This window comes from Mycobacterium sp. C31M, from assembly GCF_053345865.1.
On the sequence record NZ_JBKFAX010000007.1, the window covers coordinates 161,799 to 186,943 of the forward strand.

Sequence of the window (25,145 nt, forward strand, 5' to 3'; positions counted from 1 at the left end):
GGCATTTGCCTCTCATTGCGCACTAAGGCTGTGCCATGCGTTTCGAGGCCGTATCGTGGCCGCCGCACCGCACAACAGAACTCCGTCGGAGGTAGCACCATGACGTCTGCCCAGAACGAATCGCAGGCACTCGGCGATCTTGCCGCACGGCAACTCGCCAATGCCACGAAGACCGTTCCCCAGCTTTCGACCATCACTCCCCGTTTCCTGCTGCACCTGCTGTCCTGGGTGCCGGTGGAGGCCGGCATCTACCGGGTGAACCGGGTGGTCAACCCCGACCGCGTCGCCATCCACGCCGACGAGGGCACCGGCAGCGAGGACCCGCTGCCCGAGACCTATGTCGACTACGAGACCAGCCCGCGGGAGTACACCCTGCGGTCCATCTCGACGCTGCTCGACGTACACACCCGGGTCTCCGACCTGTACTCCAGCCCGCACGATCAGGTCGCCCAGCAGTTGCGGCTGACCATCGAGACCATCAAGGAGCGCCAGGAGTACGAACTGGTCAACAACCCGGAGTACGGCCTGCTGTCGCAGGTGACCCCGGAGCAGACCATCTCCGCCCGGGTCGGCACCCCCACCCCCGACGACCTCGATTCGCTGATCACCAAGGTCTGGAAGACCCCGGCGTTCTTCCTCACCAATCCGCTGGGCGTGGCCGCGTTCGGCCGCGAAGCCACCCGCCGCGGGGTCCCGCCGCCAGTGGTCAGCCTGTTCGGCGCCCAGTTCATCACCTGGCGTGGCATCCCGATCGTGCCGAGCGACAAAGTGCCGGTGACCGACGGCAAGACCAAGTTCATCCTGGTCCGCACCGGTGAGGAGCGCCAAGGCGTGGTCGGACTGTTCCAGCCGGGCCTGGTGGGCGAGCAGGCACCCGGTCTGTCGGTGCGCTTCACCGGGATCAACCGGTCGGCGATCGCGTCCTACCTGGTGACGCTGTACTCGTCGCTGGCGGTGCTGACCGATGATGCGCTGGCGGTGCTCGACGACGTCTCGGTGGACCACTTCCATGAGTACAAGTGAGTATCGGTCTGCGGATGCCGAGGGCGAGCTGCCGATAAGCGAGGCCGAGCTGTCCGCGCTGGCCAACCAGCTGTTCGCGACCAGCTTTCGACCGGGTCCGGACAGCCCGCCGGCGGTGACGCAAGCTGCTCCGCGCGGCGTGGCCCCGGATGTGACGACGGCGACCTCAGCGGGATCCACCGCAGCGGGCGCTGTGCATCCGGGTACGCCCGCGGAGTTCGTGTCGGTGCCGGAGGTCAACGTTCCGGCACCGACATCGCCCGGGCCGGAGGGATTTCCGCCGGGTGTTGCGCCGGTGGCGCCCCGAGGGAACGCGGCCGATCCCTTCGGCAGCCTCGAGGGTTTCGCCGTGCCGGCGGGCCTGGTCCCGACGGCGCCGGGAGTCTTGGCCGCTCCCCCGTCCGCACCGGTCGCTCCGAACCCTTCCCCGTCGCTTCGCTCGCCCCAGCGCGGTTCGGCGCCTACGTGGCCGGGCACCGTCCCGGACGTCCCGAATCTGGGCTGGAGTGGATCCGCACCGGCATCCCAGGACGCCGACGGCTTCTACTTCCTACAGCGACCGGACACCAACCTCGTTGGCGCGGAGCCTGTCCCGGCCATCCGTGATGACCACGAGATCTTCGACGTCAATGCCATCCGGGCCGATTTCCCGATCCTGCACGAGACCGTCAACGGCAAGCCGCTGATCTGGTTCGACAACGCGGCGACCACCCAGAAGCCGCAGGCGGTCATCGATCGACTCGCCTACTTCTATGCCCACGAGAATTCCAATATCCACCGGGCGGCACACGAGTTGGCGGCGCGGGCCACCGACGCCTACGAGGATGCGCGCGAGGCGGTACGCCGGTTCATCAACGCCTCCAAGTCCGAGCAGGTAATCTTCGTCCGCGGTACTACCGAGGCGATCAACCTGGTGGCCTACTCGTGGGGTGGCAAGCATCTGGGACCGGGTGACGAGATCGTCATCACCCACCTGGAGCACCACGCCAATATCGTTCCGTGGCAGCTTCTTTCGCAGCGCACCGGCGCGGTACTCAAGGTCGCGCCGGTCGATGACGCTGGCAATCTGCTGCTGGGCGAGTTCGAGAAGCTGCTGGGACCCAAGACCAAGCTGGTCGCCGCTACCCAGGTGTCCAATGCACTGGGCACGGTGACGCCAGTGGAGAAGATCGTCGAACTCGGACACCGCTACGGCGCCCGGGTGCTGATCGACGGCGCGCAGTCGATACCGCACATTCCGCTCGATGTGCAGGCCCTCGGGGCGGACTTCTTCGTGTTCTCTGGACACAAGATCTTCGGGCCCACCGGGATCGGCGTGCTGTACGGCACCGAGGAAGCCCTCGAGGAGACCCCGCCGTGGCAGGGCGGCGGCAACATGATCGCCGACGTCACGCTGGATCGGGCCATCTACCAAGGCATCCCGAACAAGTTCGAGGCGGGCACCGGCAACATCGCCGATGCCGTCGGACTGGGTGAGGCTCTGCGGTACGTGGAGAAAGTCGGTATCGAACGGATCGCCGCCTACGAGCACGCGCTGCTCGAGTACGCCACTCCGCGTCTGGCCGCGATCCCGGGGGTGCGACTGGTCGGCACCGCCGAGGAGAAGGCCAGCGTGCTGTCGTTCGTACTGGCCGGCCACGAACCGCTGGAGGTCGGCAAGGCACTCAATGCCGAGGGCATCGCGGTGCGGGCCGGACATCACTGCGCCCAGCCGATCTTGCGCCGTCTCGGCCTCGAGGCGACGGTGCGGCCGAGCTTCGCGTTCTACAACACTTTCGAGGAGATCGACGTGTTCATCGACGCGGTCCGCCGGATTGCCGAGGGCTCCGTCTAACCCGCGAGCTGGGGGCACCTCCCGCTTGCGGGGGAACGCAAATGGTCGCTGTTTCGTTCGAAACAGCGACCATTTGCGTCTGCTCGCGGTTAATTCTGGGCAGGCCGACGGGCGGCAGCGATCATGGAGCCCATGAGTTATCGCGCCGGAGCACACACCTCACGTCGGGAGATCGACGTCGCCGTCGGCATTCTGGTCGGGTTGCGGGGCTGCTCGGAGCGCGCCGCCTTCGATGAACTGGTGGGCGTCGTCCGCGACACCGGCATCGGGATCGGCGCCATCGCCACCGGCCTGGCCGCACTGGCCGGCGGCGGATCCTCGGCGGGCCACGACGAAGCCTTCGCCGCCTGGGGCGATCTGGTCGCGCGGCGCCGCTCGGCGCCTGCCGCCGTCGTTTCCTGACGTGGCGGAAACGTCAACGCCGGTCGTCCTCAACGCGTTCTCGATGGACGCGGTGTCCCATGTGAACTACGGGCTGTGGCGGCACCCGCGGGATCAGACGCACCGCTACAACACCATCGAGTACTGGACCGAGCTCGCCCGCATCCTCGACGACGGCAGATTCGACGCGCTGTTCATCGCCGACGCGCTGGGGCTCCTGGACACCTATGCGGGCAGCGCCGAGGCCTCGCTGCGCACCGGCACCCAGTCCCCCGTCAGCGATCCGCTACTGCTGGTCTCGGCGATGGCGGCAGTCACCACCCACCTCGGGTTCGGGGTCACGGTGTCCACCACCTACGAGCACCCGTACCTGCTGGCCCGCAAGTTCAGCACGCTGGACCACCTGACCGGCGGGCGCATCGCCTGGAACATCGTCACCTCGCAGTTGGAAAGTGCCGCACGCAATCTCGGCCTGGAGCGGCAGATCCCGCACGACGAGCGCTACGAGCGCGCCGAGGAATTCCTCCAGGTCACCTACAAGCTGTGGGAAGGCTCCTGGGAGGACGACGCCGTCGTGCGGGACCGCGCGCGCGACATCTACACCGACCCGGCCAAGGTGCACGGGATCGCGCACCGCGGACGGTTCTTCACCGTCCCCGACGCACATCTGTCCGAACCCAGTCCCCAGCGCACCCCGGTGCTCTTTCAGGCCGGCGGATCCCCGCGCGGACAGCAGTTCGCGGCACAGCACGCCGAGACCATCTTCGTCGCCGGCGCCGACGCAGCGGGGATCCGTCGCAACGTGGGGAAGACGAAGGCGCTGGCCGCCGAGCACGGCCGTGACCCGGAATCACTGACCTTCATCAGCGCGGTGTCGGTGGTGGTCGACGACACCGAGACGGGTGCACGCGCGAAACTCGCCGACTTCCAGACCTACTTCAGTGTGGAGGGTGCGCTCGCGCACTACTCGGCGAGCACCGGTGTGGACTTCTCCGGACAGGATCTCGACACCCCCATCGGCCAGCACGACACCGACTCCAACCGCTCGCTGCTGAGCATGTTCGCCGACGCCGACCGGGATTGGACGCTGCGGCAGGCGTTGGCGCCGGCCCATCAGTTCGGCCGGTCACACACCCTGGTCGGCACCCCGTCGACGGTGGCCGACCAGCTCGAGCGCTGGCTGGCCGACAGCGGCACCGACGGCATCAACCTGATCCACATCGTCAACCCGGACAGCTACCGCGATTTCGCCGAACTCGTGGTCCCCGAACTGGACCGGCGCGGCCGGCTGCGTCCCCGCCCGAGCGGCCGGGTCACCCTGCGGGAACGCTTGACCGGTCGGGCACGGGTGCGTGATGACCATCCGGCGGCGCGCTACCGCGAGGCATTGGAGTTGCGATGACCATCCACCTGCACTGGTATCTGCCGACCAACGGCGACAGCCGCGAGATCGTCGGTTCGGGCGATGATGCGGATCGGGTCGCCGGCCCGTCGGCGAGTCGTATCCGCCCGCCCACCATCAGCTACCTCGGCGAGGTGGCCCGCACCGCCGAACTGCTGGGATTCGAGGCGGTGCTCACCCCGACCGGCACCTGGTGCGAAGATGCCTGGATCACCACGGCGGCGCTGAGCCAGACCACCTCGCGGCTGAAGTTCCTGGTGGCGTTCCGGCCCGGCTTCATCTCCCCCACCCTGGCCGCCCACCAGGCCGCGACATTTCAACGGGTCTCCGGCGGACGTCTGCTGCTCAACATCGTCACCGGCGGCGACCCGGTGGAGCAGGCCCGCTACGGGGACCACCTCGACCATGACGAGCGCTACGGTCGCACCGCGGAGTTTCTCCGGGTGCTACGCGGGGTCGGCACCGATCCGAGTTTCGACTTCACCGGTGACCATTACCGCATCGAGGGCGCACATATCGACTACGGCGATTGGGATCCGCCGCAGATCTTCTTCGGCGGCGCCTCCCCGGCTGCCGAGGAGGTCGCCGCGCAGTACGTCGACGTGTATCTGGCATGGGGTGAGACACCGGCCCAGATCGCCGAGCGCATCGAACGCATCCGTTCCCGGGCAGCGCATTACGGCCGCACGCTGCAGTTCGGGATCCGGCTGCACGTCATCAGCCGCGACACCTCCGAGCAGGCCTGGGCGCACGCCGACCAGCTGCTGGCCGCGATCAGCGGAGAGCGCATCACAGCCGCCCAGCAGACGTTTGCCCGCACGCAGTCGGTGGGTCAGCAGCGGATGATCGCCTTGCACAACGGTAGAACCTCGAACCTGGAGATCTCCCCGAACCTGTGGGCCGGCTACGGGCTGGTGCGCGGTGGCGCGGGCACCGCGCTGGTGGGTAGCCATACCGAGGTGGCCGATAGGATCTCCGAGTACCACGAGCTGGGCATCGACCATTTCATCCTGTCCGGCCAGCCACATATCGAAGAGGCGTTCTGGTTCGCGGAGGGAGCGAAGGCAGTGCTGCACGAGCGGGGTCTGGTGTGACGTTCGACATCCGGGTGCTGTCCTCCGATGACGAACTCATCGAGGCGGGCAACCTCTTTCGCACCGCCATGATCGGCTTCCCACCGCTGAGCGAGCAGCAGCGCGGGTTGATCGGCAAGCTCTTGGAGCCGGGCCGCACCCTCGGCGTCTTCGTCGACGGACGGCTGGCCGCCACCGCCGATTCCACCACCAGCACCCTGACCCTGCCCGGCGGCGCCCGGGTGAGCCACGCCGCGGTCACCCATGTCGGGGTCTCGCCCTCGCACACCCGGCGCGGGATCGCCACCGCGCTGCTGCACCACCAGCTGCGCGATATCGCCGACCGCGGTGAGGTGGTCGCGTCACTGCGGGCATCGGAAGCCACCATCTACGAGCGGTTCGGCTACGCGGTCGCGACCACGACGGCCACCATCGAGGTCCGCACCGACCGCGCCGCGCTGCGACCGGGTGTCGCGGCCGGCGGACCCGTGCGGTTGGTCGACCCCGGACAGGAGTGGGATGTGCTGCCCCGGATCTATGCGGCCAACCGCGGTCCGCGGGCTGGTTCGACCGACCGTAACGCCACCTGGTGGCTGAACCAGCAGGTGCGTGCCGAATCCAGTCCAGGCGCGAGATTTGTTGCGGTGCATGGACAGCAGGGTGAAGAAACTGGGTTTGTGCGTTACCACCCGGTCGATGCCGACGCCTGGTTCACCAGCGACCAGCGCACCGTCGTCGTCGACGACCTGTTCGCCCCCACCGAGCAGGCCTACCTGGGTCTGCTGCGGTTCCTGCTCGACCTGGATCTGGTGGACCGGTTGATCTTCCACCTGGCTCCCACCGACAGCCCGCTGCCCTGGTTGCTGCAGGACCGGCGCGCCGCCCGGATCACCGGGTTGCGTGACGAAACCTGGCTGCGGGTGGTCGATGTGGCCACCGCGCTGAGCCGCCGCACGTATTCGGGAGCGCAGACGCTGACGTTGCGTATCGAGGACCCGGTGCTGACCCGGAACACCGGGACCTATGAGATCTCCGCGGGCGGGGTTCAGACCACCTCTGCCCCAGCACAACTCGTCGCCGATATCGCGGCCCTGGGGGCTGCACTCCTGGGTGGCACCTCCTGGCGCGATCTCGCCCTGACCGGTCTGGTCCAGTTATCCGAACAGCAGGCCGTGCCGGTGGCCGACGAGTTGTTCGCGGTGTCGCAGGCGCCACACTCCGGCATTTATTTCTGACCCGGCGAATAACTTCGCTCTGATCCAAACCGGTGGCAGCGCTTGACCATTGGTTGATCATTGTCACCATGTTGGTGTGCGATGGCGCTGTTTGACGTCTCTGAACTCGCCGTTACTCTGCACGCCGGAAACCGCGCCATCGGTCGACGCGCGGTGCGGGCCGTCGAGTCCTTCAGTTTCTCCGTCGACGACGGTCAGACGCTGGCGATCGTCGGCGAATCCGGTTCCGGCAAGAGCGTTTCGCTGCTCGCCGCCACCCGCCTGCTCGGCCCGAACGCCGATATCGACGGCACGGTCCGGTTCCGGGACCGGGATCTGCTGGCGCTGCGTCCGCGCCAACTGCGCCGGACCCTCGGCCGGGACATCGGGTTCGTCTTCCAGGACCCGCAGAGCAACCTGCACCCGTTCAAGACCGTCGGCGCACAGATCGACGAGGTGCTGCGCATCCACCGGTTCGGTGACCGCCGTGCCCGGCGCCGGCGCGTCGTCGAACTACTCGACGAGGTGGGTATTGCCGACCCCGAATCCGCCTATGGCAGTTACCCTGCCGAATTCTCCGGCGGGATGCGGCAGCGGGTCATGATCGCCATCGCGATCGCGCTCAACCCGGCACTGATCATCGCCGACGAACCGACCACCGCACTCGATGTCAGTGTGCAGGCCGGCATCCTGGGCCTGTTGAGCCGCCTACAGCGCGATCACGGCACCGCCATCGTGTTCATCAGCCACGATCTCGGTGTCGTGCACCAGGTCGCGGACACCGTGGTGGTCGTGCGCGACGGTCGGGTCGTCGAGCAGGGTCCCCGGGACCAGATCTACCACGCGCCCACCGAGGACTACACCCGCGAACTGCTGGCGGCCGCCCGACTGCACGACGTGGCCAACGTCGCGCCCCGCCCGCCCTTGGAGCGTGCGCCGCTGCTGCAGGTGACCGGGCTGCGCAAGTCATACCGCTCCCGCAAGGAGCGCCGCACGGTCGTCGACGGCCTGGACTTCACCATCGGCCGCGGCGAGATCGTCGGACTGGTCGGAGAATCCGGGTCCGGCAAGTCCACGGTGGGCCGGATCGTGGCCGGCCTGCAGTACGCCGACGCCGGCGAGATCACCCTGGCGGGCACCCGCTATCCCACCGCCGTCGACGACAGTGTGCCGCCACTATCCCAGACCGCGCGGCGCACAGTGCAACTGGTGTTCCAAGACCCGTATGCCAGCCTCAACCCGCGCCGCACCGTGTACCGGTCGCTGGCCGAACCGCTGCTCGCCCAAGGCATCGACCGCGCGCTCGTCGGGCCCAAGGTCACCGAGGCCGCCGACGCTGCCCGGCTGCCCGCCGGCCTGCTGGACCGCCGCCCCGCCGAACTGTCCGGTGGTCAACGTCAGCGTGTCGCGATCGCCCGTGCCCTGGTATTGTCGCCGGCGCTGATCGTCGCCGACGAGGCGCTGTCCTCACTCGATGTGACCACGCAGGCCGAGATCGTCGAACTGATCGGCCGTTTGGTCGCCGAGCAGCAGACCGCATTCCTGTTCATCACCCACGATCTCGGCGTGGTGTCCACGATCGCCGACCGAGTGATCGTGCTGGGCCCCGACGGTGTCGCCGAAACCGGCTCCACCGCCGACGTGTTCGCCGCACCGCAGTCGGCCTACACCCGCACCCTGCTGGACGCGGTACCCCGGGTGACGGAGCCCGCCTCATGAGCCAGTTGCTGACGCGACCCGCCACCGCAGTCGCGGTAGGCCCCACGGGGCGCGGCCGACTGCGGTCCTTCCTCGCCGATCCCGGCCTGGTGGCCGGTTCGGTGCTGGTGGCCCTCGTGGTCCTGGCCGCATTGGCCGCCCCGCTGGTGGCGGCCATCGTCGGGCACGGTCCCAACGAACAGTTCCCCGACGAAACCCTGGACGCCGCAGGACTTCCCATCACCGGCGGGAACGGCTTCCTGCTCGGCGCCGACGGCAGCGGCCGCGACGTGTTCATCCGCACCCTGTACGGCGCGCGGGTGTCTCTGGGCATCGGTATCCCGGCCACCACCATCGCCATGGTGGTCGGCGTCGTCGTCGGACTCGTCGGCGGCTACTTCGGCGGACGCACCGACGCAGTGCTCTCCGAGCTGACCAACATCGCGCTGGCATTCCCGTTCCTGGTGACCGCCCTCAGTGTCGTCACCCTGAACCGCGGCACCGCCGGTACCACCCTGGTCGATCCGGTGGTGGTGGTGATCGGCGTGGTGGCACTGTTCTCCTGGACGTATTTCGCACGGCTGGTGCGCAATTCGGTGATCGAGATCAAAGCCAGACCGTTCGTGCTGGCGGCCGTCGGCGCCGGCAGCTCGCATACCCGGGTGATCGTCCGGGAGATCCTGCCGAACATCGCTCCGACGGTGATCATCTACTGGGCCGTCCAGCTGCCGATCAACATCATCGCCGAAGCCTCGCTGTCCTACCTCGGTGTCGGCATCAAGGCACCCACGCCGAGCTGGGGCACCATGATCGCCAACGCACAGGATTCCGCGCTGTACCAACCACAACCGCTGATGCTGATCGCCCCTGCGGCGGCACTGTTCATCACCGTCCTCGGGTTCAACATCCTGAGCACCAGCCTGCGCAGCCGGTTCGACCCGGGATCGGTGGGGTGACGATGCTGCAAACCCACTTTGTCGCCGCCCGGCTGGCCCGGATGGCGCTGACCGTGTTCGCCGTCGTGCTGGTCACCTTCGGCCTGACCAAGGTCGCCTATCAGAATCCCGGCCGGATGCTGGCCCCGGAGAACGCCTCCGAGGAGACCGTCGAAACCATCACCAAGAGCCTGCACCTCGACGAACCCTGGTACGTCCAGTTGTGGCACTACGTGGTGACCGGCCCGGAAATCAAGGGCACCCCCACCGGCCTGCTGAACTGGCCGCCGAGCCTTGGCTATTCCTACCGCGAACAGCGGCCGGTGACCGGCCTGATCCTGGAGAAGCTGCCGGCCACCGTCAGCCTTGCGGTCGGCGCGCTGGTGGCCTGGATCCTGCTGTCGTTGCTGTTCGGTGTGTACGCCGCGCGTAGGCCCGGCGGCTGGTTCGACACCGTCACCTCGGGCATCTCGTACCTGTTCCTGTCGGTCCCGACCTTCGTCACCGGTGTGATCCTGCTCTTCGTCCTCTACTACCAACTGTCGCTGGCCGGGGTGAAGTTCTTCCCGAGCGGCGGCTACGTCGCGCTGACGGAGTCACCGACAGAATGGGCACGACATCTGCTGCTGCCCTGGCTGACGCTGGTGATCGCCCAGGTGGGTCTGTTCCAGCGAGTGGTGCGTGCCTCGGTGCTGGAGGTGGCCGGCAAGGACTACATCCGCACCGCGCGCGCCAAAGGCGTCGGCCCGAACGGCGTGTATTTCAACCACGCGCTGTCGGCGGCGCTCAATCCGATCCTTACCCTCGGAGCCATCGAGTTCGCCACCATCCTCGGCGGCGCGATCATCACCGAGCAGATCTTCGGTCTCGACGGAGTCGGCCGGTTGGCGGTCAGTGCCGCGAACAACGGCGACGCCCCCGTCGTCATCGGCTGCACGTTGCTCGGCGCCGTCATCTTCGTCGTCGCCACCTCGGTCGTCGACATCATCACCCACGCCCGTAGTGGCAAGTAGCAAGGAGCACATATGAGAACTTCGAAGCGGGCGCTCATCGCGCTGGCCGGGACGGCTGCGCTGATCCTGGCGGCCTGCGGCACCGGTCAGGACTCCGCGGCGCCCACCGACCCCACCCAGTTGTCCGGCGGCACACTGAAGGTGGCGTCCGTCGGCGATGTCGACGCCCTCGACCCCCTGATCGCCTACTCCGCCGAGTCGTGGCAGGTCATCCGCGCCACCACCCGCCAGCTGGTCACCTATGCCGGCAATCCGGAGAGCATCGGTGACGACACCGAGGTGGTACCGGACCTGGCACAGAGCTGGGATATCAGCCCCGACCGCAAGACCTATACGTTCCACCTGCGCGACGACGTCAACTTCTCGGGGGCCAGCACCCGACCGATCACCGCGCAGGACTTCGTCTACGCGGTCAAGCGGTTCCCCGATCCCAACGCCCAGGTCAGTGCCATCACCTACTACAACGCGCTGTTCGAGGGCTTCACCGAATACTCCGACGAGTTCGCCAAGGTCCCCACCGGCGACCTGGCCGCGGTGAACCAGTTCATCGACACTCATGACATCAGTGGACTCAAGGCGTTGGACGACAAGACATTACAGCTGACTCTGACCCAGCCTGCCAGCGATATCCTGGACATCCTGACGCTGAACTTCGTCACCCCTCTGCCGCAGGAGGTGGTGTCGAAGTATTTCGCCGACAGCCTGGAGTTCCGCCAGAACTACGTCTCCAGCGGGCCATACTTCATCGAGTCCTACGACCCGGGCAAGCAGTTGACGCTGGCCAAGGTGCCCGACTACAACGCCGAAGGTGATCCGCGAAAGGCCTACGCCGACAAGATCGTCTTCGACACCACGGTCGCCTCGGCCGACGCCGCGAGCCAGCAGCTGCAGACCGGCACCGCCGATATCGGACTCTACGTCCGCGCCTACCCGGCCAACGTCATCGCCCAGTACAAGCAGACCGATCCCGATCACCTGCACAAGTCGGCCAGTGGGTCGGCGATCTTCGTCAGCTGGAACAACCCGGCGGAGCCGAAAACGCCGGCGCAGGAAGCGTTCAAGGACCTCCGAGTCCGCCAGGCCTTCAACTACGCCCTGAACCGGGCCGATGTGGTGCGCGGGCTCGGCGGCCCGGATTCGGCGATCCCCAGCAACGAGATTTTGACGTCGACCATCGTCGGCTACAACGACAAGAACCCCTACCCCACCCCGGACGACAAGGGCGACCCGGACAAGGCGCGCGCGCTGTTGGCCCAGGCGGGCAAGTCGGACCTGACGGTCAATGTCGCCTACCGCACCACCCCGGAGTTCGAGAAGATCGCCACCTCGGTCCAGGCCGCGGCGGAGCGGGCCGGCATCACAGTGCGGCTGACCCCGATCCCCGGTGACGGCTGGGGTGCGTTCAGTTCCTTCCTGGCCGACCAGTCGAAGCTGGATCAGTGGGACCTCGCGATCACCAACTGGACCCCGGACTGGCAGGGCAACAGCGCCCGGATGACGCTCGGCGGCTGGCTGGACTCCGAGTTCGCCCCGGGTGGCACCTGGAATGGTGTGACCTACGACAACCCTGCGCTCAACGCGGCGGTGACGCGGGCGTTCGCCGCCGAGGACCCGACGGCGGATTGGCAGGAGGCCAACAAGATCGCCACCGAGGATCTGGCCTGGTTCCCGCTGATCGAGCGGGTGAAGTCGGTGCCCACATCGGACAGGGTGACCAACTGGACCTGGCAGTCGCTGGGCAACAGCGGCGACATCACCAATATCGCGGTCACCGGGTAGTCCCGAACTGGGTCAGCGGGCAGGCCTGCGTGCCAGCACCCAGGCCTGCCCGCCGCCCTCCCCTGCCGCGATCACATCGAGCTCGGCGAAGGCCAGCTCAAGCTCGCCGGCCGCGGCCCGGAATCGACCAGCCGCGGCGCCGACCTCGCTGAGCACACACACCGCCAGCAGCCCACCGGGCTTGAGCCGGGCCATCATCGGGCCGTACAGGGCAGGGTCACGGAACTTGTGACACAGCAGCACCTCCACGGGATCGCTCGGCGGTAGCCCACCATCGAGATCGAAGGTGTCGAATCGTGCTGTGACGCCGGCTTTTCCGGCCAGTCCGCGAGCCGCGGCGATGGCGGTCGTCGATACGTCGACACCATGTACGCGCAGCCCGCGCCGCGCCAGCCACACCGATGCCGCACCGGTACCGCAGGCGATCTCCAGGGCGGAACCGACGATGGGGAACCGAGCCTCGTGTGCTGCGAACACCGCGGGCAGTGCTGGGGGCGCCGGCACCGTAGCGTTGTACACCGCATCCCAGCGGTCACGGTCCTGCGCGCTCACCGGCCCAGCCTATGCCCACGGACACATCAGGCCCGAACACAATGTCGCCCTGACAACACCGAAGAGCTCTCTGTGGGCATGACGGCGCTGTCAGGGCGACATCAGAACGGACTGGCTAGTTCCCCTGCCCGCCGCGGCCGAGCGCCGCCAAGTTGGAGACCGGGTCCTTGCCATTGATCAGGTAGTCGCCCAGGATGCGGGCTTTGTAGACGCGTGGATTATGGGACGCCAGCGTGCGGGCGTTACGCCAGTGCCGATCCAGTCCGCGCTGTTCGGACACCCCGGAGGCGCCCAGCGCGTCGAAAATCGCCGTGGTGGCGCGCAGCGCGGCGGCGATGATGACAAGCTGCGCCTGGATGACGGCGACCTCGGCGTCGACGAGCCGGCGCGCGGCATTCGCCCCGTCGCTGTGGATGCGATCCAGCGCGGCACCGGCCTGGGACAGCGCCGCCTCGGCGGCGAACGCATCGGCGGAGACCTCCCCGATGACGGCGAGCAGCTGGGCATCCTCGGACGGCACCGGCGTCAAGCCCTGCGGGTAGTTGCGCTTGCGTCCGGTCAGCGCCGACGAACCGTCGCGCAGCGCGGCCCGGATGATGCCGGACAGCGCCGAGAGCATCGCGGTCTGGTAGAAGTGCCCCTGGTACGCAAAGCGTTCCGCGGCAGGGAAGACGTCTCCGGAATCGGCGCGGGCGCTGTCGTAGCGCGCGCTACCACTTGCCGTCGTGCGCTGACCGAACCCGTCCCAGTCGTCGATCAGCGATACCCCCGGGTCGTCGGCCCGCACCAGCGCGGTGAGCAGTTCACCGTCGTCGCCGCGGCCGAGGACATCGAGCCAGTCGGCGTAGAGGCTGCCGGTGGCATAGAACTTTGCGCCGGTGACACGGAAATGGTCATCCTCGGCCGTCACCGTGCTGACCAGGTTGGCCAGGGTGACATTGTTCGCCTCGGTCCAACCGCCGCCGACGAATTGTCCGTCCAGGAACCGGGCGATCCAGACGTCATTGGTCTCCGATACCGGTGCATTGAGCCGGTCCTCGACGAAGGCCAGGTGGTTGCGCCAGATGTGGGCGACGTTGGAGTCGGCGGCGCCGAGGTCGGCCAACAACAGGAAGGTCTGTTGTAGTGAGGCACCGAATCCGCCGCGCGAGAAGGGGATCCGCAAGGTCCCGAACCCCGCCTCGTTGAGCAGCTTGACCTGCTCGTGTGGGAATACCCGGTCCCGTTCGCGTTCGCGATTGCCTTCGGCGATCTTGTCGAAGACGGGTTGGAACCGGGCTCGGAGGTCGTCCAGATCCGCGGTGGGCGTGCTCAGATAGGTTGTGACGGTGCTCATGTGATTCCTGTCAGGAGTCGATGCGGTACGCGGACTGGCGCTCCACAGCCCGGTAGCCGAGCCGTTCGTAGAGCAGGTGCGCATTGCTGCGGTTGTGGATGTCGGTTCCCAGCGACGCCAGCGTCAGGCCGCGGCGCAGGGCGGCCAACCAGACCTTGCGCAGCAGGAACTCGGCGATCCCCCGCTTGCGGTGATCGCTGCGCACCCCGATGTAGTCCGTGTGGGCCGACTGTTCCTGTCGCCCGTTGTCCAGGTAGGTATAGGTGGAGCCCAGCACGTAGCCCACCACCCGACCGTCTCCGGTCACCGCGGCGTTGCTGAAATCCGGTGTGAAAGAACGGCTCGCGATGTGATGGGCGAAGATCTCCGGTGTTTTGGACATGTTGCCGAAGTGCTCGAGGAAGGTGTCGTACTGCAGCTTGCGCACCTGCTCGAGCAGGCCGCGCTGCACCACCTCGGCCCAGGTGAGCAGGGTCAGACCGTCTAGGGTGGCCACCTCCAGTGCGCGAGGATCCTCGGTGATCAACGACTTCCGGGTTCTGATGAACTGACCCTCCGGTCGCGCACCACGCCGGATGAGCGCGTCGATGGCGGACTGCTGGTCGGCGCCGATGAAAGTACGCAGATACGCCCCCGGAAGGGCCACACTTTCGGCCGTGAAGCGGCGCACCGTGTCGGCGACGACACCGTCGAGCACCGAGGCGGGGGCCGCCGGGTCGAAGACGAAATCGGCGACGATCTCGGGTTCTGATCCGTGCGGTTGGTGCAACGCCGAGTATCCGCGCACCAGACCGACCTCGTCCCGAACCACCCATACTGCCTGCGGGAAGGCACCGGCGAGTTGTTCGGCGATATCGCGGGAGTCGGCGGCGAACTTACGTCCGCCGAGACCTCGTGTGGTGGCGAGGAAATCGGCCAGTTGCGGATGGTGCAGTGCGGTCGCGGATTCGACTGTCCATGAATCGGTCACGACGGTCACTACGCCACCGGTTCCTTGTCGCGGCGGGCCTGTGGATCACCGTCGATGTCGGGGTCGGCATCATCCTGGTGTTCGAGCACATCGACGATGCCCTCCTCGACCAGGCGCTGCTGCTCGGACTCCGACAGCGTCTGGATGGTGCCGACCCGCTTGGCCACCTCGGGATCGGTGACCTTGAGGTACCAGTACCAGAGCAGGCCGACCAGCAGGATGCCACCGAAGATGAAGGGCAGGATGTTGAACGGGAACTCGGGCACCGGGTAGAAGTTGCTGAAGATGACGTAACCCAGTGCCAGCGTCGCCGCGGCGGACACGATCAGACGCAGCGGGGTCAGCGCCTTGATCTTGTACAGCCAGATCGGCGTAGCGATCACCACGAGCAGGTAGCTGATCAGAAAGCCCCAGGTGGCCACGTAGCCGCCGTACACCTCGAAAACCAGCCGGCCGGCCGAGCTGATGGTGGCGACCACCGCGAAGATGAATGCGAGCACGCCGATGAAGACGACGCCGACCCACGGGGTGCGGTGCACCGGATGCACTTTGGCGAAGACCTTGGGCAGGGCACCTTCGTGGGCGAAGGTGAACAGCGAGCGCGCGGCCGCGGTGGTGACCGCGGTGACGAACACGATGAACGCGATCGCGACGGCGCCGCTCATCACGTGGTTGATCCACGCAACCCCGGAGGCGTCGGCGAGCTGCGGCAGCACCGCCTCGTCGCCGTTGATGCCGTCGAAGAACAGCACCTGCGGATAGGTCGCGATGATGTAGAGCACGCCGAGCAGCAGCACGACCCGCAGCAACGAACGGGCAATGGTGTTGTGCGCGTCCTTGGCTTCGGCACCCAGCGACGCGACACTCTCGAACCCGGCGTAGGAGCCCACCGCCGACACGGCGGCGATGAAGGTGGCGCTGGTGGTCAGGTGGCCCAGATCCCACTGCTCCCAGTCGATCCGCCAGCCGTAGCTGGCATAAGAGGCGACGATGATGACGAGAATGGTGGCAACCGCGATGATCTCGAAGATCAGCTCGTAACGGGCGGCCAGTGCGGCGCCACGGTAGGGCAGGTAGACACCGATACCGACGATCACGGCGACCAGCAGCAGTTTGAACCAGGTTGCCTGCGAACCGACGCCGAAGGATTCCAGGAAGGAGTCGAGGTAGAGCACCCCACCGAGGGTTCCGGTGACGGCGAAGCCGATATAGCCGACCAGCAGACTGAACCCGGCCGCGTACGCGAAGCCCGGGCCCAGGCCGTTACCGGTGTAGGTGCCCAGTGACCCGGAGGACACCGTGCGCTTGGCCTGGAAGCTGATCGTGGTGGCGATGAGGACGACGATGACCAGACCGATGATCACCGCCCAGGCTGCGCCCTTCCCGGCGGCCAGGAACAGCATGAACGGAACCGATGCCACCGCAACGCTGGGCGCCGCCGCTGCCAACCCCTGAGCGAAGACCCCCCAGAAGCCCAGCGCATCACGTTCGAGTCCTTGATCTTCGGTTTTGGATAACGATCGACCCCCCAGTTCGACCGATTCAGGTGTGGACATGGCGCCCGCCTTCCTACCCTGTGCGGCATGGATTCGCCTGCCGCACAGTCGTTCTAATCTCGAATTGATGTGGTGGTAACAATGCCTGAGAACTGTCTCAGGCGTCAGCTATCGGATCGGCGCGATTCTTTCGCCAACCGGAAGCCGGCGCCGGGATGATCGTCGGGCAGCAACGCGGAGTGCCCGAACAGCCTCTCGCGCAGGGTGGTCGGCCCGCCGGCATCCCGCGCCCGGCCGCGGCGACGCAGTTCCGGGATCAGGTAGTCGGCGACATCGGCGAAGCTGCCGGGTGTGACGTGATAGGCGATGTTGAACCCGTCGACCCCGGTGCGCTCGGCGTAGGCCTCCAGATCGTCGGCCACCGTCTGCGCCGACCCGACGAACAGGGAGCCGCCGAAACCACCGAGCCCGCCGGCGTAGTCGCGCAGGGTGATTCGCTGACGCTCGCTGCCGTTGACGGCAGCCAGGATGGATCGGCTGGCATCGGTGTCGAACTGCTCGATCGGGCGGTCGACTCCGTACTGCGACCAGTCCACACCGCTGAGCGCCGACAACAGCACCAGCCCGGATTCCAGGTCGTGGTACCGGGACAGCTCGGCGGCCTTGGCCTGGGCCGCCGAATCGGTACTGTCGACCACGATTTCCACCGATGTCAGGAACTTGATCGACTCCGGTCTGCGGCCGTGGCCGACGGCACGCCTGCGGATATCGTCGATATTGGCGCGGAGCGCTTCGGGGCGCGGATCGCTGGCGAAGACCAGTTCGGCATTGCGCGCGGCGAACTCGCGGCCCGCCGTGGAGGTGCCCGCCTGGAACAGGACCGGGGTGCGTTGTGGCGAGGGTTCGACCAGATGCGCTCCGGGGACCTGGAAGTACCTGCCCTCATGCGCGATCGCGTGGACCTTGGTCGGGTCGGTGTAGATACCGCGGTCACGATCGGCCTGGACGGCATCGTCCTCCCAGGACCCTTCCCACAGCTTGTAGGCGACCTCCAGGAATTCACCGGCGATGGCGTACCGCTCGTCATGCGGGATCTGGCGGTCGCGGCCGATGATGTTGCGGGCCGCACTGTCCAGCAGCGAGGTCACGATGTTCCAGCCGATCCGGCCACCGGTCAGGTGATCGAGGGTGCTGAATTTACGGGCCAGCAGATACGGGCTCTCGTACGTGGTCGACACGGTGATGCCGAAACCCAGGTGTGTCGTCGCGGCGGCCATCGCCGACACCGCCAGCAGCGGATCGGTGACCGGTGTCTGGACGCCGTGTGCCAGTGCGGCATCGGCATTGCCACCGAACACGTCGAGTTGGCCCACCGCATCGGCGATGAACAGCGCGTCGAAACCGCCGGTATCGAGCAACTGTGCCAGTTCCACCCAGTACCGCAGGTCGGTGTAGCGCGAGGTCTGATCTGCGGGATGACGCCACAGGCCGAAGTTGCCGTGCGAGGGCACCGACATGGTGAAACCCGCCAGGACGAACGGCGAGCTCACAGCGGAACCTCAAGCCCCAGATGCGATCGCAGCGTGCTCCCCGTGTACTCGTGCCGGAACAGGCCGCGCTTGCGCAGCACCGGGACGACCTGCTCGACGAACAACTCCTCCTGCCCGGGCAGACCGCTGTCGCGGAGCACGAACCCATCGGCGGCACCACGGGTGAACCAGTCCTCGATCTCATCGGCGATGCGTTCCGGTGTGCCGACAACCGATGCACCCCAACCGTTGACCGTCTTGTACAGGAATTCGCGGACGGTCGGATTGCCGTCGGTGGCCAATGCCCGATAGCCGGCCAGTGCGGTCTGGTGGGTTTCGGTGCGCTCCGGGAACGCCGAGGCCGGCACCGGGCCGTCGAGGTCGGCGCCCGTCACGTCGACGTCGACCTCCAACAGCCAGCCGGCCTGATATTCGGGGCTGAAGTACCGGTACTCGTCGCGTTCGGCGCGGCGAGCCTCGTCCTCGGTGGAACCGATCACGTAGCGCAGCGACGGGGTGATCAGCGGGGCCGTGGCACGACCGAGTGCGCGTGCCTCGGCGTGGATCTGTCGGTAGAACTCCTTCCCGCGCGCCGCGGTGGCATGGCTGGTGAAGATGACCTCGGCATGGGTGGCCGCGAATGTCCGTCCCGTGGTGGAGGACCCGGCTTGGAAGATGACCGGCTGACCCTGTGACGACCGGGCGGAACCGATCGGACCCTTGATGTCGAAGTAGCGACCGTGGTACTCGGGTACCACGATCTTGCTGACATCGTTGAACACTCCGGTGGCACGGTCGGCGATGATGGTGTCCGCCGACCAGGAGTGCCACAGTTTCTTGACGACCTCGATGGCCTCCTCGGCGATCTGGTAGCGCTCGTCGTGATCGACGACACCGCGGGCACTGAAATTGTCGGCAGCCGCCTGAGCGAAGCTGGTCACCAGATTCCACCCTGCCCGCCCCAGGCTCAGATGGTCCAGTGAAAGAAGTTGCCGAGCAAGGTGATACGGGTGTGCCAACGTTGCCGAGCCGGTGACCACCAGCCCGATCCGCTCGGTGACCGATGACAGTGCCGCGGTGGTGGTCAGTGGTTCGAAGTCCTCGGTGGTCTTGTACGCCCACGTTGCCGGCGGACCGTAGTTGAGGCCGTCGGCGAAGAACAGGGCGTCGAAGGTGCCGGCCTCGGCGATCCTGGCACGGTCGATCAGCCGTCGCCGCACCCCGGCGACGCTGTTGTCGGCGTCAGGGTGCCGCCAAGGTCCCGCCGAGCGGGTGTTGCCGAATGCCAGCAGATGTACTTCACGAGTCACCGAGGGGACGGTACTGACGGCCGGATCGGTTGAAACGGTTTAAACGCGTTGAGACTCAAAGGGAATAGCGTCCGAGGACCTTCCCGGTCACTTCTCTGCGGCGTTCTCCACCATCTTCGCGGCGATCTCGGCTGCTTCGTCACCCGCGCCGTAGCTGCATGCCCAGACCTCGACGGTGACGTTCGAGACGAACGACAGCGCGTGCTGGCACTCCCAGCCGTTCGCGTCATCCTGCGCGGTGATCTGGGTGAGCACCGTGTCGGTGGCGGTCACATCCTGGATCTGCCAGGTGTAGGTGTCGGTGCCGTCGTCGATGCCGATGGAGGTACCGGCACAGTTCTCCCACATCGCCTGCGAGTCGTCGAAGAACTGTTGCGCATCGTCGGCGGACGGGTAGAGCACCGCGGTCTGCTCGACCCAGTGTGCGTTGTCCTCGTCGGGCTCGCGCGACACCTGGTCGCGCACCGCGGTGTATCCGCTGTCCCCGTACACCGGCTGTTCGGCGCCGAAGATCGCCCCGAGGCAGTCCGGGTTGTCGACATCGCGGGAGTGGTCGACCATCTGGTCGAGCTCGCCGCTCACCTCGATGGTGGACGACCCCATGATGTCGTTGATGTCCTCGATGTAGACCAGCACGTCGTCGAGGTCGCCCTCGGCCAGCGGCGGCACATCGAGCTGTGTGGCGTCCGGGTCGCGGACGGCCTGGCCGCTGATGGTGCTGCTGCAGCCGGTCAGCAGCGCGCAGCCGATCGCCACGGCGACAAGGGCATGGCGGGCACGCGGCGATCCGGCGGTCTTCACCGCGTCATTCTGACCGATGCCGTCCGCGAGTGCGCGGTTATCCCCCGCCACGGTCACTTCTTTGCTTTGTCCGCGGCCGCGTCGGTGGACAGCGCGGCGACGAAGGCCTCCTGCGGAACCTCGACGCGCCCGATCGTCTTCATCCGCTTCTTGCCCTCTTTCTGCTTCTCCAGCAGCTTGCGCTTACGGGTGATGTCACCGCCGTAGCACTTGGACAGCACGTCCTTGCGGATGGCCCGGATGTTCTCGCGGGCAATGATTCTCGATCCGATGGCAGCCTGCACGGGCACCTCGAACTGTTGGCGCGGGATGAGTTCCTTGAGCTTGGTGGTCATCTTGTTGCCGTAGGCCGATGCACCGTCCTTGTGGACAATCGCGGAGAACGCGTCGACGGCTTCGCCCTGCAGCAGGATGTCGACCTTGACCAGGTCGGCCTCCTGCTCACCGGCCTCCTCGTAGTCGAGGCTGGCGTAGCCGCGGGTCCGGGACTTCAACGAGTCGAAGAAGTCGAAGATGATCTCGCCGAGCGGCATGATGTAGCGCAGCTCGACCCGCTCCGGGGACAGGTAGTCCATGCCCTGCAGCTCCCCGCGCCGGGCCTGGCACAGCTCCATGATGGTGCCGATGAACTCACTGGGGGCGATCACCGTCGTCTTCACGATCGGCTCGTGCACGGCCCGGACCTTGCCCTCCGGCCAGATCGACGGGTTGGTGACGATCAGCGCTGGAGTCCCGGGCGGTGTTCCGTCTTCTTCCACCCGGTACACGACGTTCGGGGAGGTGGAGATCAGGTCGAGATTGAACTCGCGTTCCAGGCGCTCGCGGGTGATCTCCATGTGCAGCAGGCCAAGGAAGCCGCAGCGGAACCCGAAGCCCAACGCCACCGAGGTCTCCGGCTCGTAGGTCAGTGCCGCATCGTTGAGCTGCAGCTTGTCCAGCGCCTCGCGCAGGTTCGGGTAGTCCGAGCCGTCCACCGGGTACAGCCCCGAGTAGACCATCGGCTTCGGTTCGCGGTAGCCGGTGAGCGCCTCGGTGGCGCCCTTGCGGGCGGTGGTGACGGTGTCGCCGACCTTCGACTGCCGGACGTCCTTCACACCCGTGATGAGGTAACCCACCTCGCCGACGCCCAGGCCGACCGAGGCCTTCGGTTCCGGGGACACGATGCCGACCTCGAGCAGTTCGTGGGTGGCGCCGGTCGACATCATCGCGATCTTCTCGCGCGGGGTGATCTTGCCGTCGACGACGCGGACATAGGTGACCACGCCGCGGTAGATGTCGTAGACCGAGTCGAAGATCATCGCCCGGGTGGGGGCGTCCGGATCGCCGACCGGCGCCGGGACCAGCCGGACCACCTCGTCGAGCAGCTCGGTGACACCGACACCGGTCTTACCGGACACCCGCAGCACATCGGTCGGCTCGCAGCCGATGATGTGCGCGATCTCGGCGGCGTAGCGGTCCGGGTCGGCGGCCGGCAGGTCGATCTTGTTGAGCACCGGGATGATGGTCAGTCCGCGGTCCAGCGCCAGGTACAGGTTGGCCAGTGTCTGCGCCTCGATGCCCTGTGCGGCGTCGACCAGCAGCACCGCACCCTCACAGGCCTCCAGCGCGCGCGACACCTCATAGGTGAAATCAACATGCCCAGGCGTGTCAATCAAATGCAGCACGAACTCTTCGTCGCCCACTTTCCACGGCAACCGCACGTTCTGTGCCTTGATGGTGATCCCGCGTTCGCGCTCGATGTCCATCCGGTCCAGGTACTGGGCGCGCATCGACCGGTCGTCGACGACGCCGGTGAGCTGCAGCATCCGGTCGGCCAGGGTCGATTTGCCGTGGTCGATGTGCGCGATGATGCAGAAGTTCCGGATTTGCGCCGGCGCAGTGAACGTCTTGTCGGCGAAACTACTGATGGGAATCTCCTGGTGACAGCACGATAGGTGGGTCCAGCGTATCGACAGCAGGCGCTCGCTTCACAATCGCAAGACCTATGCTCGTCACATGGCGTCCCAGTGGAAGGCCTTTCAACGCCTGGCGGAGAACATTGTGTTCAAGGAAGCTCCCAAGCTGATCCGCCAGCTGCCCAAGCCCGAGCGGGTCATCCAGTTCGGGCTGGAGGCCCTGGCCGGTGCGGCCGCGCAGCAGCAACAACCCACCGCGATCACGGCCGGCCGGCCGGTCACCAACACCGGGGTGCCGACAGCGCATCGGGCCCGGCGCGTCGAATACTCCCCCGACCTGGACGGACAGGCCGACCCGGGTGAGATCGTCTGGACCTGGGTGGTCTATGAGGACGACCCGACCAGAGGTAAGGACCGCCCGGTGCTCGTCGTCGGGCGCGACCGCAGCACCCTGCTCGGGTTGATGCTGTCCAGCCAGACCCACCACGCCGAGGACGCCGACTGGATCGGTATCGGCACCGGCAACTGGGACTACGACGGCCGCCCGAGCTGGGTGCGGCTGGACCGGGTGCTCGACGTGCCCGAGGACGGCATCCGGCGTGAGGGCGCCATCCTGGACCGCGAACGGTTCGAACTGATCGCCACCCGGCTGCGCGCCGAGTTCTCCTGGAGCTGATCTCCCCTAGACCGGCACGCCCGCCCGCACCAGCGGCAGCACGCCCTGCCCGACATGGCGGATCTCGTCGGCCTGCGGATAACCCGACAAGACGAACTCGCTGATACCCAATTGTTCGTACTCGGCGAACACCCCCGCCACCGTCTCGTAGCTACCGACGGCTGCGGTCCCCGCGCCGTCACGCAACAGGCTGGGACCCGCCCACAGACCGGGATGCACCTCCAGACTGCGCGCGTCGACCAGGTCCCCGGTGGTCAGGGCGGCCATCCGACGCTGCCCCTCCGAACCACTGGACAGATACCGCTCGTGCGCGCGCCGCACCTCGTCGGCATCCAGACCGGCGATCAACTCCGCGGCCCGTTCCCAGGCCTGCGCGTCGGTGGGCCGGGCCACCGTGTGCAATCGCAGGCCGAACCGCAGCGTCCGGCCGCGCCGGGCCGCCGCGGCCCGCACCCGTTCGATCTTCTCGGCCACCTGCTCCGGCGGCTCACCCCACGTCAGGTAGACATCGGCATGCTCGGCGGCCACCTCGATGGCCTCCGGCGAGGAGCCACCGAAATAGATCGTCGGCCGGGTCTGCACCGGGTAGGCGGTGCGTGCCGCCTCGATATCGTAGAACTCGCCGTGGAAGCTGAACTCCGGATTGCTCCATGCGCCGCGCACCACCGCCAGGAACTCCGCGGTGCGCCGGTACCGGGCCGACTTGTCGACGTCGTCGCCGTAGCGGCGCATCTCTGCATCGTCACCGCCGGTGACGATGTTGAGCGCCAACCGATTTCCAGTGAATCGCTGGTACGTGCTGACCTGCTGGACGGCCAGCGTCGGCGACAGCACACCCGGCCGGAAGGCGACCAGGAACTTCAGTCGCTCACTGTGCTGGGCCAGCGCCGCGGTGGCCAGCCAGGAATCCTCACAATGCGATCCGGTGGGCGTGAGCGCCGCCTCGAACCCCAACTCCTCGGCGGTGCGCACCAGGGCGGTCAGATTCTCCAAGGTCGGTTGCAGGTGCGACTGCGACCGTGTCGCGGCGCCGCCCCGGTTGTCGGCGATGGTGGTGGTGTCGCCGTGGGTGGGCAGATACCAGTGGAACTTCGGGGTCATGACGCCTTCGCCTTCTCCAGCAGGTGCTCGACGCGCGGTATCACCTCGGCGGCGAACCGCTCCATCTCGGCCTCAAAGGGCTGGAATGCCAACATGAATGTCTCGATACCGTCGTCGAACCAGTCCACGATGCGCTGCGCGACGGTGTCGTGATCACCGACCAGCCCCGCCGCGGTGCCACCGTTCGGTCCGACATGGGGAAGCGCACTGAGCCGCTGCCACATGGGTGATGCCGGGTCGGTGTCCCGGCTGAACCGGTCGATGGTGTCGCCGGCGCCGGCCTTGTCGGCCGCTTGCAGTTCCCAGTGGTACTGCATCAGTTCGGCGGCTTCCCGGGCGGTCGGCGCGGTTACCACAAAGGCCGCCATCCCGAATCGCAACGGCGCACCGACACGGGGCCGTCGGCGCACATCGGCCAGCAAGGTGCGCGCATCCGAGGGCGATTGACCGTTGAGGAACAGCACATCCGCCTCGGCGGCGGCCAGCGCGCGGGCCTGCTCCGACTCGCCACCGAGGTAGATGCGCGGCCGGTCACCGCTGGGGTGGATGACGAAATCGTCTATCTGGAAATACTTTCCACGCAGCGTGGTGCGCTCGCCGGACAGCAGGCGCCGTACGGCGTGCAGCCATTCGGTGCCGTAGACGTAACGCTCTCCGTGCTCCAGCATGCCGATCCCGGACCGTTCCAGATCCGGTATCCACCAGGCGTTGACGACGTTGACGCCGAACCGTCCCCCACTGATCTCCTGGATGCCTTGGGCCTGTTTGGCCAGGATCGTCGGGTGGATGATGGACGGCTTGACCGCGGCGATGATCTCGATGGACTCGGTCAGCGCCGCCAGCGCGGCCGCCGCGCTCCAGGCGTCGAGCTGATCGAGGTCCTCCCCGAGCGGGTTCATGGTGTGCTGCGCGATGAGCGTCGAGTCGAAGCCGAGCCGTTCGGCCAGCAGGATCTGATCGCGGACCCTTGGCCAGGACGCGTCGACCGGATCCTCGGGATGGCCTAGCGCGGCCATCGTGCCGTGTACATTGGCCCACACCCCGAAACGTGGTCGAATATGAACCAGCTCACCGGTTTTGGCGTGGCTGCCGGGTCGTTGTGACATGACTTCACCGTGGCATATCGC

20 protein-coding genes and 1 pseudogene are annotated in these 25,145 nt (G+C 67.0%); 11 read left to right on the forward strand and 10 right to left on the reverse strand.

The genetic code is table 11. The features are described 5' to 3' along the window. The first annotated feature begins 99 nt into the window (after positions 1-99). The 10 genes from ACLBYA_RS12885 to ACLBYA_RS12930 all read left to right on the forward strand — a co-directional run bounded on the left by ACLBYA_RS12885 (position 100) and on the right by ACLBYA_RS12930 (position 12,352). Entirely contained in the window at positions 100-1,023 is a 924-nt protein-coding gene (locus ACLBYA_RS12885; RefSeq protein WP_447709799.1) for a family 2A encapsulin nanocompartment shell protein, read from the forward strand. Beyond that, positions 1,010-2,857: a family 2A encapsulin nanocompartment cargo protein cysteine desulfurase gene (locus ACLBYA_RS12890; RefSeq protein WP_447709800.1), complete on the forward strand. Its 1,848-nt coding sequence runs from the start codon at positions 1,010-1,012 to the stop codon at positions 2,855-2,857. Before ACLBYA_RS12885 ends, ACLBYA_RS12890 begins: the two co-directional genes overlap by 14 nt. Before the next feature lie 132 nt (positions 2,858-2,989). After that, complete coding sequence (locus tag ACLBYA_RS12895; RefSeq protein WP_447709801.1) at positions 2,990-3,259, forward strand: ANTAR domain-containing protein; 270 nt, start codon at positions 2,990-2,992, stop codon at positions 3,257-3,259. A 1-nt stretch (position 3,260) separates the two neighbouring features. Continuing rightward, positions 3,261-4,640, forward strand: a complete 1,380-nt coding sequence (locus ACLBYA_RS12900) for an LLM class flavin-dependent oxidoreductase (RefSeq protein ID WP_447709802.1) — start codon at positions 3,261-3,263, stop codon at positions 4,638-4,640. Further along, positions 4,637-5,734 carry an LLM class flavin-dependent oxidoreductase gene (locus tag ACLBYA_RS12905; protein ID WP_447709803.1) on the forward strand — a complete coding sequence of 366 codons (1,098 nt, stop codon included), beginning with the start codon at positions 4,637-4,639 and terminating at the stop codon, positions 5,732-5,734. The genes ACLBYA_RS12900 and ACLBYA_RS12905 overlap by 4 nt, the downstream gene beginning before the upstream one ends. Continuing rightward, complete coding sequence (locus tag ACLBYA_RS12910) at positions 5,731-6,948, forward strand: GNAT family N-acetyltransferase (protein ID WP_447709804.1); 1,218 nt, start codon at positions 5,731-5,733, stop codon at positions 6,946-6,948. The genes ACLBYA_RS12905 and ACLBYA_RS12910 overlap by 4 nt, the downstream gene beginning before the upstream one ends. A gap of 81 nt (positions 6,949-7,029) precedes the next feature. Further along, complete coding sequence (locus ACLBYA_RS12915) at positions 7,030-8,646, forward strand: dipeptide ABC transporter ATP-binding protein (RefSeq protein WP_447709805.1); 1,617 nt, start codon at positions 7,030-7,032, stop codon at positions 8,644-8,646. After that, complete coding sequence (locus ACLBYA_RS12920; protein ID WP_447709806.1) at positions 8,643-9,581, forward strand: ABC transporter permease; 939 nt, start codon at positions 8,643-8,645, stop codon at positions 9,579-9,581. The genes ACLBYA_RS12915 and ACLBYA_RS12920 overlap by 4 nt, the downstream gene beginning before the upstream one ends. Positions 9,582-9,583: 2 nt before the next feature. After that, positions 9,584-10,573: an ABC transporter permease gene (locus ACLBYA_RS12925; protein WP_447709903.1), complete on the forward strand. Its 990-nt coding sequence runs from the start codon at positions 9,584-9,586 to the stop codon at positions 10,571-10,573. Between the two features lie 12 nt (positions 10,574-10,585). Continuing rightward, the gene (locus ACLBYA_RS12930) at positions 10,586-12,352 is read left to right on the forward strand and encodes an ABC transporter substrate-binding protein (RefSeq protein ID WP_447709807.1); all 1,767 of its coding nucleotides are present in this window, start codon (positions 10,586-10,588) and stop codon (positions 12,350-12,352) included. A gap of 12 nt (positions 12,353-12,364) precedes the next feature. On the opposite strand, the gene ACLBYA_RS12935 is transcribed toward ACLBYA_RS12930, so the two are convergent. From ACLBYA_RS12935 to lepA, 8 genes and pseudogenes are all read right to left on the reverse strand, one after another. Next, entirely contained in the window at positions 12,365-12,904 is a 540-nt protein-coding gene (locus ACLBYA_RS12935; protein WP_447709808.1) for a class I SAM-dependent methyltransferase, read from the reverse strand. A 115-nt stretch (positions 12,905-13,019) separates the two neighbouring features. Further along, a complete protein-coding gene (locus ACLBYA_RS12940) occupies positions 13,020-14,240 on the reverse strand; it encodes an acyl-CoA dehydrogenase family protein (protein WP_447709809.1) in 1,221 nt (406 codons plus the stop codon). 10 nt (positions 14,241-14,250) lie between these two features. Beyond that, positions 14,251-15,210, reverse strand: a complete 960-nt coding sequence (locus ACLBYA_RS12945; RefSeq protein WP_447709810.1) for a GNAT family N-acetyltransferase — start codon at positions 15,208-15,210, stop codon at positions 14,251-14,253. Between the two features lie 8 nt (positions 15,211-15,218). Beyond that, positions 15,219-16,766, reverse strand: coding sequence for an APC family permease (locus tag ACLBYA_RS12950; protein ID WP_447709811.1), 1,548 nt, complete (start codon positions 16,764-16,766; stop codon positions 15,219-15,221). A 104-nt stretch (positions 16,767-16,870) separates the two neighbouring features. Then, positions 16,871-18,256 carry an LLM class flavin-dependent oxidoreductase gene (locus ACLBYA_RS12955; RefSeq protein WP_447709812.1) on the reverse strand — a complete coding sequence of 462 codons (1,386 nt, stop codon included), beginning with the start codon at positions 18,254-18,256 and terminating at the stop codon, positions 16,871-16,873. After that, positions 18,253-19,545, reverse strand: coding sequence for an NtaA/DmoA family FMN-dependent monooxygenase (locus tag ACLBYA_RS12960; RefSeq protein WP_447709813.1), 1,293 nt, complete (start codon positions 19,543-19,545; stop codon positions 18,253-18,255). The genes ACLBYA_RS12955 and ACLBYA_RS12960 overlap by 4 nt, the downstream gene beginning before the upstream one ends. An 87-nt stretch (positions 19,546-19,632) precedes the next feature. Beyond that, positions 19,633-20,346, reverse strand: coding sequence for a sensor domain-containing protein (locus ACLBYA_RS12965; RefSeq protein ID WP_447709904.1), 714 nt, complete (start codon positions 20,344-20,346; stop codon positions 19,633-19,635). A gap of 53 nt (positions 20,347-20,399) precedes the next feature. After that, positions 20,400-22,320 (reverse strand): annotated as a pseudogene (gene lepA, locus ACLBYA_RS12970) (translation elongation factor 4). 21 nt (positions 22,321-22,341) lie between these two features. Between lepA and ACLBYA_RS12975 the strand changes: the two are divergent. Beyond that, positions 22,342-22,917 (forward strand): type II toxin-antitoxin system PemK/MazF family toxin, encoded by a 576-nt coding sequence (locus ACLBYA_RS12975; protein ID WP_447709814.1) that lies wholly within the window; start codon positions 22,342-22,344, stop codon positions 22,915-22,917. 6 nt (positions 22,918-22,923) lie between these two features. Here ACLBYA_RS12975 and ACLBYA_RS12980 read toward each other — a convergent pair whose 3' ends face one another. Beyond that, positions 22,924-24,018, reverse strand: coding sequence for an LLM class flavin-dependent oxidoreductase (locus tag ACLBYA_RS12980; protein ID WP_447709815.1), 1,095 nt, complete (start codon positions 24,016-24,018; stop codon positions 22,924-22,926). Then, positions 24,015-25,124 (reverse strand): LLM class flavin-dependent oxidoreductase, encoded by a 1,110-nt coding sequence (locus ACLBYA_RS12985; RefSeq protein WP_447709816.1) that lies wholly within the window; start codon positions 25,122-25,124, stop codon positions 24,015-24,017. Before ACLBYA_RS12985 ends, ACLBYA_RS12980 begins: the two co-directional genes overlap by 4 nt. Between the last annotated feature and the right edge of the window lie 21 nt (positions 25,125-25,145).

Coding starts and splice junctions, on each gene's coding strand:
- ACLBYA_RS12885 (WP_447709799.1), top strand. CDS start 100: ATGACGTCTGCCCAGAACGAATCGCAGGCACTCGGCGATCTTGCCGCA.
- ACLBYA_RS12890 (WP_447709800.1), top strand. CDS start 1,010: ATGAGTACAAGTGAGTATCGGTCTGCGGATGCCGAGGGCGAGCTGCCG.
- ACLBYA_RS12895 (WP_447709801.1), top strand. CDS start 2,990: ATGAGTTATCGCGCCGGAGCACACACCTCACGTCGGGAGATCGACGTC.
- ACLBYA_RS12905 (WP_447709803.1), top strand. CDS start 4,637: ATGACCATCCACCTGCACTGGTATCTGCCGACCAACGGCGACAGCCGC.
- ACLBYA_RS12915 (WP_447709805.1), top strand. CDS start 7,030: ATGGCGCTGTTTGACGTCTCTGAACTCGCCGTTACTCTGCACGCCGGA.
- ACLBYA_RS12920 (WP_447709806.1), top strand. CDS start 8,643: ATGAGCCAGTTGCTGACGCGACCCGCCACCGCAGTCGCGGTAGGCCCC.
- ACLBYA_RS12925 (WP_447709903.1), top strand. CDS start 9,584: ATGCTGCAAACCCACTTTGTCGCCGCCCGGCTGGCCCGGATGGCGCTG.
- ACLBYA_RS12930 (WP_447709807.1), top strand. CDS start 10,586: ATGAGAACTTCGAAGCGGGCGCTCATCGCGCTGGCCGGGACGGCTGCG.
- ACLBYA_RS12940 (WP_447709809.1), bottom strand. CDS start 14,240: ATGAGCACCGTCACAACCTATCTGAGCACGCCCACCGCGGATCTGGAC.
- ACLBYA_RS12950 (WP_447709811.1), bottom strand. CDS start 16,766: ATGTCCACACCTGAATCGGTCGAACTGGGGGGTCGATCGTTATCCAAA.
- ACLBYA_RS12975 (WP_447709814.1), top strand. CDS start 22,342: ATGGCGTCCCAGTGGAAGGCCTTTCAACGCCTGGCGGAGAACATTGTG.
- ACLBYA_RS12980 (WP_447709815.1), bottom strand. CDS start 24,018: ATGACCCCGAAGTTCCACTGGTATCTGCCCACCCACGGCGACACCACC.
- ACLBYA_RS12985 (WP_447709816.1), bottom strand. CDS start 25,124: ATGTCACAACGACCCGGCAGCCACGCCAAAACCGGTGAGCTGGTTCAT.